Origin of the sequence: uncultured Algibacter sp., from assembly GCF_905480415.1 — a bacterium.
GTDB lineage: Bacteria > Bacteroidota > Bacteroidia > Flavobacteriales > Flavobacteriaceae > Algibacter_B.
In genome coordinates, this window is sequence record NZ_CAJQQI010000088.1 from 1 (window position 1) to 9517 (window position 9517).

The following is a 9517-nucleotide window of genomic DNA, read 5'->3' on the forward strand; positions in this document are numbered from 1 at the left end:
TGTGAGAATAAAAAGTCTTTAAAATTGTCTGGATTGGTATAAATAATTAAATCCTCTCGCTGAAAAGCATTAGCAATTTGTTGATGAGTTACTTCTTCAAGTTTTTTAATTTCTACAGCCTGTGGTGAATAAAATACCACAGCAACATCTGCGGCATCCAGTGCGCCGTTATATTCTTTTAAAAATTCAGCGTTTAAACTACTGTATGTATGCAACTCTAAACAAGCAACCAAAGTTCTGTTTTCATATTGTTCTTTAACAGCATTGGTTGTAGCTTCCACTTTACTTGGTGAATGTGCAAAGTCTTTATACGCTACACTATTTTTACTTTCTGCAATTTTTTCTAAACGCTTACTAGCGCCTTTAAAAGTGGAAATAGCTTCATAAAAATCGTCCTCATCAATCCCCATATGTTGGCAAATCCACTTAGCTCCAGCGAGGTTATTTAAATTGTGCTTCCCGAATACTTCTATTGGTAATTCTCCTTCTGGAGTTTCTAAAAGTGTTTGTCCGTTTTCAACGGTATATTCTGGGGTTTGATATGCTATTTTTCTAATTGTATTTTCACTAGCTTCAACAACTCGTTTAACCTCTGGATCTTCTTCATTATAATTAATACTTCCCCCTTTTACAATAGAATTGACAAAAATGCTAAACTGCTCTACATAATTTTCGTAGGTAGGAAATACATTAATATGATCCCAAGCAATGCCACTTAGCAGGGCAATATTGGGCTTGTACAGGTGAAATTTAGGTCGTCTATCTATTGGTGAACTTAAATATTCGTCACCTTCAAGGATTATAAAATCATTGGTTTCGGTGAGCTTTACCATTACATCAAACCCCTCTAATTGTGCTCCAACCATATAATCAACTTCTCTATCATGATAATGCATAACATGTAAAATCATTGAAGTTATCGTTGTTTTTCCATGACTTCCTCCAATAACTACTCGTGTTTTATGTTTGGATTGTTCATACAAAAATTCTGGATAGCTGTAAATTTTAAGTCCTAATTCTTGGGCTTTTAATAACTCAGGGTTATCTTCTTTGGCATGCATGCCTAGAACAATAGCATCTAAGTTTTTTGTGATTTTTTCTGAAAACCAACCAAATGTTTCTGGCAGTAAGCCTTTTACTTCTAATCTAGATTTTGAAGGTTCGAAAATAGTATCGTCACTTCCTGTTACTTTGTATCCTTTATTGTGTAATGCTAAAGCTAAATTGTGCATTGCAGCTCCCCCAATCGCTATAAAATGTACGTTCATGCTGTGGTTTTGAATTCTAAATATATCACTTAAACTAATCCCGATTTATCGAAAATAAATGGAGTAGTAAATATATGAATTGAAGTTGGAAGCACGAAGACCAAAGACGTAAGTTTTTGCGTTAGAGATTGCAGTGGAAATCCTTTTTTTGAGGTACGAGAAAAAGATTGTAACGTATAGCCCGACCTCCCGATAGCTATCGGGAGTGGTAACTTGCTGTCAGGCAAGCAGGCACCTATCTATTAAAGGTTCAAAATTTTCGATTTTTGCGCTTTAAAAGGCTTAATTTTTGGTAGTTGTACTATGGCCAAATTGATATGTTTAAGCGCATCTTTCTTGTTTTTTTGGTGTGTATGAATTTGTGCTAAACGGTAGTGCGCCCAAGCCTTTGGAACACCGTCTTCAGCAGAATAATTTTTGAGATACATAAGCAGACACTGTTCGCCTTTTTGAAGTTGAATATTATACTCTGCAGCCACCTTTCCTATTTGGTAATGCAGTGCATTACGTTGATGATTTTTATGAGCTCGCTCTATGTTTTCAATAGCTTTTTCGGGCTGTTTTTTGTTCTCATAAAAGTTAGTTAACTTATTAAAACATGTGAGCGAACCACCTTCTTGAATGGCCATTTTATAATATGTTTCGGCTAGTTCTGGTTCGTTATCATACTCGTAAACATAACCTTTTGCTAGGTAACCATCTACTATTGATAGGTTTTCTAACTGTTCTGCATATTTTAGTGACTTGGTTTTACTCCCTCCAAAAATTCCGGGTAATTGCATATATAATTCGACTAGCGCCCAACGTGTATCAATATGATTTTCATCCAGTTCGGCAGCTTTTGTAAAAGCACTTTTAATACTGCCAATTAAGCCAATAGCTTTGAATTTATTTTGTAATGCTTTCATGCCCAAAACGCCACCATATTTGTAATGATAATTCGCTGTGTTAGGTTTAGTATCTACTAATTTTTTATATTCTACGATTGCTTCGTCCCATTTTTTTTGATGTCCAAAAGCATCACCTAATAGTTCTATGGCTTTCATATGATTAGGATGACTGTTTAAAAATCCAGCAATTTGAGTCTCCGCTTTTTTAAACTGTTTCTGATCGAAAAGTGATTGAATTCCATCAAGATTTGCCTGAGAGGAACAAAATATAGGCAACAAAAAAAAGAGCAATACTTTTTGCATAATACAGGTTTGAACAAACAAAAATAAGCTTTTGATTATTAGTTTGTTTCTGATTAAGATAATCTTAAGATTTTATCATTTTAGTAATATGAGTTGTTACTGTTTAATATTCAAAATGATTAACTTCACTAATCAAACGCTTCCATTTATTTATTTATTATTTTTTGGAACGGCTTTTGAGTATACATTATAGACAAAATTAAATACATGAAGCGTTCACTTTTTATATTAATGATTATACTATTTTCAACTTTTTCTCAAGCACAAAATCGGAACTATCAAGATTTATGGACTAAAGTTGAGAAATTTGAAGTTGATGGATTACCTAAATCTGCTTTAAAGCTTCTTGAAGAGATTGAAAAACAGGCTACAAAAGATAAGAACCATCCGCAACTCGTAAAAACAATGCTTTTTAAAAGCAAATATGCTTTGGATTTGATGGAAGATGCGAAGTTGAACATTATTAACGACTTCAAAACTAAAATTAATACTAGCGAATTTCCGACGAAAAATATTCTGGAAAATATATTAGCCAATTTGTATTGGCAATATTTTAATCAAAATAGATGGCAGTTTTACAACCGTACCAAAACTGCTGAAAAAGTAGATTCTGAAGATTTTAGAACATGGGATTTACAAACTCTTTTTGATGAAACTCATGAGCATTATCAAAAGTCTTTAGAAAACGGATTGATGCTTCAACAGGAGTCTCTAAAAAAATATAACGCTTTATTAAATGAACAAAAAGAATCTAAAATTTATAGACCTACATTATTCGATTTTTTAAGTCATAACGCTTTAGAATTTTATAAGACTAACGCAACGCAAATCGCTAAACCTGCCTATAAGTTTGAAATTGATAATCCTGATTTTTTAGCTGATGTTGAAACGTTTTCAACTTTAAATATGGAATCTAAAGACCGTACGTCGATACAGCTTAATGCTTTAATAATATATAAAAATTTGATGCGCTTTCACTTGAAAGATGAATCTCCTTTTGCATTGGCTGATGTTAATATTGAGCGCTTAAAATTTGTAAATCGGCATGCAACGTTTTCTGACAAACAAGCCCTTTTAGTAGAGACTTTCAAAACTGAAAGTGAGCATTTCAAAGCACATGAAGTTTCAGGTTTATACGATTTTGAAATCGCTTCTATTTACTATCAACAGAGTCAATCTTACCAACCAAAAATCAACCAAGAACAGCGTTGGAAGGCCAAAGAGGCTTTAGAATTGTGTAATCAAGTTATTTCTGAATTTCCAAAAAGTAAAGCTGCTGAAAAATGTACTGTTTTGAAATCTCAAATTGAAGAATTATCGTTTCAAATTACTACCGAAGATTTTTTACCTATTCAAAAACATGGTCGATTATTGTTACGATATAAAAATCTAGATGCGTTAAAGTTTAATGCTTACAAAATTTCAGAAAAGCAATATGAGAAGTTTGTAAAGACATATAGAAAAAATGAACAACTCGATTTTATAAAGACTCTTGATGTCAACAAAACTTGGGATAACATCCTAAAAAATGAAGATGATTACCAAACGCATACTACTGAAGTTTTAATTCCTAAACTTGATAATGGTAAATATTTAGTTGTCGCTTTTGTAAAAAGTAAAAAAGAAACCTTTGCTTTCGCCAATATTCAAATAACCAATTTGGCTTTGGTAGAAACGGAAGCTACTGACTATAAACTATTTCAAATTATTGATAGAAATAATGGTTCACCAATTGAAAATGCAAATGTTAACATATCATATGAATCTAGAAATAATAAAAATTCGTCTTCTGAAAATTATACGACCAACGACTTAGGTGAAATCAAAATTAAAAAAGACAAGAATTGGTATAGAAACGTTAATCTAAAAGTAGAAAGCAGCAATGATGTTGCTCATTTTGGCAACTTTTACATTAACCAAAAGCACAATCAACAAGGAGAAAGGGTTAGTTATAAATCCTTTTTATTTACTGACAGAAGTATTTACAGACCTGGACAAACTGTTTATTTTAAAGGGATTGCTATGAAAACTGAAGACGGAAAGTCTGAAGCTTTAGAGAATGAAAAAGCATATGCCATTTTAAATAATGCTAATGGCGAAGAAGTTAAGGAGCTCGAATTTAAAACCAATGAATTTGGATCCGTTTCAGGTGAGTTTATCTTGCCAAATAATGGGTTAAACGGTCAATATTACATTGATTTTGATGGCGGTGACAAAGATTTTTATACTGAACATTATTTCTCCGTTGAAGAATACAAGCGCCCAAAGTTTGAAACAAAATTCAAACCAGTAACTGAAACTTTTAAAATTAATGACTCTATTACTATTAAAGGACATGCTTTAGCTTATGCTGGGAGTAACATTACCGGCGCTAAAGTGGTATATCGCGTGCACAGAAAAGTACAATACCCACGTTGGTATTTTTGGCACAGACCTTGGGTAAATACTGAACCTCAAGAAATCATACATGGTGAAAGTAAAACCAATGATAAAGGTGAATTTGAAATTACGTTTAAAGCCATTCCAGACCAAAGTGTTGATAAAAGTAGCTTACCTGTTTTTAATTATGAAATTACTGTAGATGTTACCGATTTAAATGGTGAAACCAGAAGCACAAAAACTATTGTGAATGTTGGTTATCGTGCTTTGATTGCTAATATGAGTGTTGACGAGACTTTGAATAAAATTAAAAAAGATCACAGCATTTCTATTGACACTAAAAACCTAAATGGTGAATTTGTTTCTGCAAAAGGAACGATTAAAATATATAAGCTTATAGCACCAAATATCGTTTTAAGAACTCGCCCGTGGGCTGCTCCAGATTATCAAGAATTATCTCAAGAGAAATTTAAAGATTTGTTTCCGCATGATGCATACAATAATGAACACAATTCTGGTACCTGGAAAAAAGGCAAGCTCGTTTTAGAAAAATCGTTCGATACTAAATACTCCAAAACATTAAAACTTGGTAAGACTAAAAAATGGCAATCGGGGGAATATCTTATCACTTTAGAGAGTAAAGATAAATTTGGTCAATTAGTAAAAGACGAAATAAAAACGGTGTTATATAGTAAAGAGGATAAAGCTCCAGCGGATAATCAACTCTTCACGATTTCTTCAGATAAATCGTCATACAATATTGGAGATATGGCGCATGTAACCCTTGGTTCTGCAGTTAATAATGTATCGGTTACTATTTCTGTAGAAAAGGATAAGAAAATCATCAAAACAGAAATAATTAAACTAAATGCTAATAAAAAAACAATCTCAATTCCTGTTACACAAGATGATTTAGGCGGTTTTGTGTTGCATTATAGTTTTGCGGCGTTTAATAGTTTTAAATCGGGTTCTCAAACAATTTCAGTGCCGTATCCTAAAACGAATTTAGAAATTGAAACACTCACTTTTAGAGATAAGTTACTACCTGGAACCGATGAAACTTGGGAGTTTAAAATTAAAGGACCATATGGAAAAAAAGTTAGCACAGAATTATTGGCAAGTATGTATGATGCTTCTTTAGACCAATTTAAAGCACATGCTTGGAATTTCAATCCTATTCAAAACCCTAATTATTCTGCTTATAGTAGCAGAAGGTCTAATCGCAGTTTTGGTACACAAAACTTTAGAATATACCAAGATAGGTTTCGTGCTGATTATGTAAATCAAACTTATGACCAATTGAATTGGTTTGGCTTCTATTTTGGGAATAATTACAATTTAAGAATTAGAGGTCATGATAATATTTCAAAAAAGCTTAGTGGTCGAGTTGCTGGTGTTCAAATGGTTAAAGATGCCATGGAAGTTGAAGAAACTGTGATACTTAACTCTGAAGCTGATTTAGATGAAGTTGCGTTTGTTGGTGCTGCTCCGCTAAATGAACAAAATTCTAAATCTATTAAACAAGAAGAAAAACCAAATTTTAACAACATCAAAATGCGTAAAAACCTTCAAGAAACTGCCTTTTTCTTTCCAAAATTAAAAACAGATTCAGAAGGAAATGTGCGTTTCAGCTTTACAACACCTGAAGCTTTAACACAATGGAAATTACAATTATTAGCACATACCAAAACTTTGGAAAACGCTACTAAAACGTTAATGACGGTTACTCAAAAAGAGTTGATGGTTATTCCTAACGTCCCTCGTTTTTTACGTGAAGGTGATCAAATTACTATAAGCACTAAAATCGCTAATCTTACAGAAAATGAACTTTCTGGGCAGGCAGTTTTAATTTTAACCGATGCCATTTCAGGAAAAGATATTAATGCAAATCTTGGTAATTCAGAAAATAATAAAACATTTGCCGTTGATGCTAAAGGCAACACACAAGTGTCTTGGTCTATACGAATTCCTGAAGATGTAAAAGCAATTCAATATAAAGTAATTGCCAAATCGGAAACATTTAGCGATGGTGAACAAAGCGCATTACCTGTTTTAAGTAATCGCATATTGGTTACCGAAACCTTGCCAATGTGGGTTAGAAGTAATCAAACAAAAACGTTCACTTTAGATAAGTTGAAGACTAATACCTCAACGACACTTAAAAATCATAAGTTGACTTTGGAAGTGACTTCCAATCCGGCGTGGTATGCGTTACAAGCTTTACCTTATTTAATGGAGTATCCTTATGATTGTAATGAGCAAACGTTTTCTAGGTATTACGCAAACACTTTGGCAAGCCATATTGCAAATTCAAATCCTAGAATACAGGAAGTTTTCAACCAATGGAGAAATAGAGATGCGCTACTTTCAAATTTGGAAAAAAATGAAGAATTAAAGTCTATTCTCATTCAAGAAACACCTTGGTTACGAGATGCGCAAAGTGAAACCGAACAGAAAAAACGCATCGCTTTATTATTCGATTTAAACAAAATGAATAATGAGTTACAATCCGCCATTGATAAATTGAAAGCTAACCAAATGCCATCTGGTGCTTGGGCTTGGTTTAAAGGTGGTGATGAGAACCGATACATCACACAACATATTATTTCTGGCTTTGGGCATCTTTCTAAACTAGGTGTCACCCTTAGCGCAATCGAAGGGTCTCAAAATCAAATAATTCAAAAAGCCATCAAATATTTGGATGATGAATTTGTAAAAGAATATAAAAACATTAGAAAATATAATGCAAAAGTTGACTTAAACAAAGATAATTTAAGCCATACACAATTGCATTATCTATACATGCGTAGCTTCTTCTCAGAAATTAAAAAAACTAATGAAGTAGAAAAAATAAGTGATTACTACCAAACACAAATTAAGAAATACTGGTTATCGCGTTCATTATATTCAAAAGGATTAATGGCTTTAGTATCTCATAGAAACAACAATGTAAAAACAGCTTCTAAGATTTTAAAATCTTTAAAAGAGACGAGTATCAATTCAGAGGAATTAGGCATGTATTGGAAAGCTAACACAAACTCTTGGTATTGGTATCAAGCACCTGTTGAAACACAAGCCTTATTAATTGAGGCTTTTGGTGAAATTGAAAATGACACCAAAACCATTGACAATTTAAAAATCTGGTTACTTAAAAATAAGCAAACAAATCGCTGGAAAACCACGAAGGCGACCACCGATGCTGTTTACGCATTACTGCTTCAAGGTAGTGATTGGTTAAGCGTAACCGATATGGTAGATGTGGTTTTAGGTGGACACGAAATAAACCCTAAAAAACTAGAAAATTTAAAAGTTGAAGCTGGAACAGGATATTATAAAACGGCTTGGAATGCTTCTGAAATTAAACCAGAAATGGGAGAAGTAAAAATTACTAAAAAAAGAAAAGGTATGGCTTGGGGAAGTTTATACTGGCAATATTTTGAGGATTTAGACAAGATAACTTCAGCCGAAACAACACTTAAGTTAAAGAAAAAACTATTCCTTAAAACCAATACAGATAATGGAGAAGAAATTTCAGAAATCAATACTGAAACAAATTTAAAGGTTGGCGATTTGGTTAGAGTAAGAATTGAATTACGTAGCGATAGGGACATGGAATTTTTACACATGAAAGATATGCGCGCTTCTGGATTAGAACCTGTAAACGTAATATCTAAATACAAATGGCAAGATGGTTTAGGGTATTATGAGAGCACTAAAGGTGCTTCAACAAACTTCTTTTTTGATTATTTACCAAAAGGTGTTTATATATTTGAATACGATTTGCGAGTGAATAATGCAGGTAATATGAGTAATGGCATTACAACCATTCAAAATATGTATGCACCAGAATTCAGCAGCCATAGTGAAGGCGCAAGAATTAGTGTTGAGTAAAAAAAATTAGTTAAAACACGTTGTTCAGACAAAGGTGAAAATGGTTTTGTTTACAATATTTCATTATACCCAAATCCTGCTCAAAGTATTTTGAATTTAAAGTTTGAAAGCAATAGATTCTCTAATTTGAAAGTTGAAATAATCAGTTTAGATGGAAAAAAAGTAAAGTCTTCTAGTCTGTCTAATTACGAAAACACGCAAATTGATATTAGCAATTTAAGCCAAGGCGTTTATCTAACAAATTTCTATTCAGGTCGTGTATTAATTGCTAGTAAAAAGTTCGTTAAGAACTAATTATTTTTCTGGAGGATACCCCGATAATACTTTTTCAACAATAGCATGTAATCGCACTTCTCTTTTTTCTGGAGTGGCTTTTAGATTAAAACTAGATTCGCTAATGGCTTGCCAAAAGGGCTGTTTTTTATTTTCGTCGACAAAATCGATAGTGATTTGTCTATTGATATTGGCTTGACCTAATGGTAATCCTATTGAAATACCACCTCCAACATTTCGTCCGCTACCCCCTATTCCAATACCAACAGTTTGTCTTTGTGGAGCTTGATATTCTGCACTTTTAATATCAATAAAAAAGTCTGGATCTTCTGAGACATTTAACCCTTTTACTTTCAATTTAGCATCTATCGCATTTAATAAACGTTCGGTATCCAAATCGCTTAGACCTGTTTTCATATCTGCATAATATTGATAGGTTTTATAAGTACTGAAGTTTGTAGTTTTATTATAATCGTAATTAACACGAATGGGGGCGCATGATACAATAATTAG

5 protein-coding genes are annotated in these 9517 nt (G+C 32.8%); 2 read left to right on the forward strand and 3 right to left on the reverse strand.

The annotated features are described in order from the left end of the window. Both QZ260_RS06335 and QZ260_RS06340 read right to left on the reverse strand, forming a co-directional pair. Positions 1 to 1268: Mur ligase family protein (locus tag QZ260_RS06335; protein WP_295984110.1), on the reverse strand; the 1268-nt coding region annotated here is incomplete at its 3' end. A 242-nt stretch (positions 1269 to 1510) separates the two neighbouring features. Further along, entirely contained in the window at positions 1511 to 2461 is a 951-nt protein-coding gene (locus tag QZ260_RS06340; protein ID WP_295984114.1) for a tetratricopeptide repeat protein, read from the reverse strand. A gap of 207 nt (positions 2462 to 2668) precedes the next feature. On the opposite strand from QZ260_RS06340, the gene QZ260_RS06345 reads away from it, so the two are divergent. Then, positions 2669 to 8731, forward strand: a complete 6063-nt coding sequence (locus tag QZ260_RS06345) for an MG2 domain-containing protein (RefSeq protein WP_295984117.1) — start codon at positions 2669 to 2671, stop codon at positions 8729 to 8731. A 57-nt stretch (positions 8732 to 8788) separates the two neighbouring features. After that, a complete protein-coding gene (locus QZ260_RS06350; RefSeq protein WP_295984122.1) occupies positions 8789 to 9025 on the forward strand; it encodes a T9SS type A sorting domain-containing protein in 237 nt (78 codons plus the stop codon). Here QZ260_RS06350 and QZ260_RS06355 read toward each other — a convergent pair. After that, the coding region (locus tag QZ260_RS06355) for a DUF4136 domain-containing protein (RefSeq protein ID WP_295984119.1) at positions 9026 to 9517 on the reverse strand (492 nt) is incomplete at its 5' end.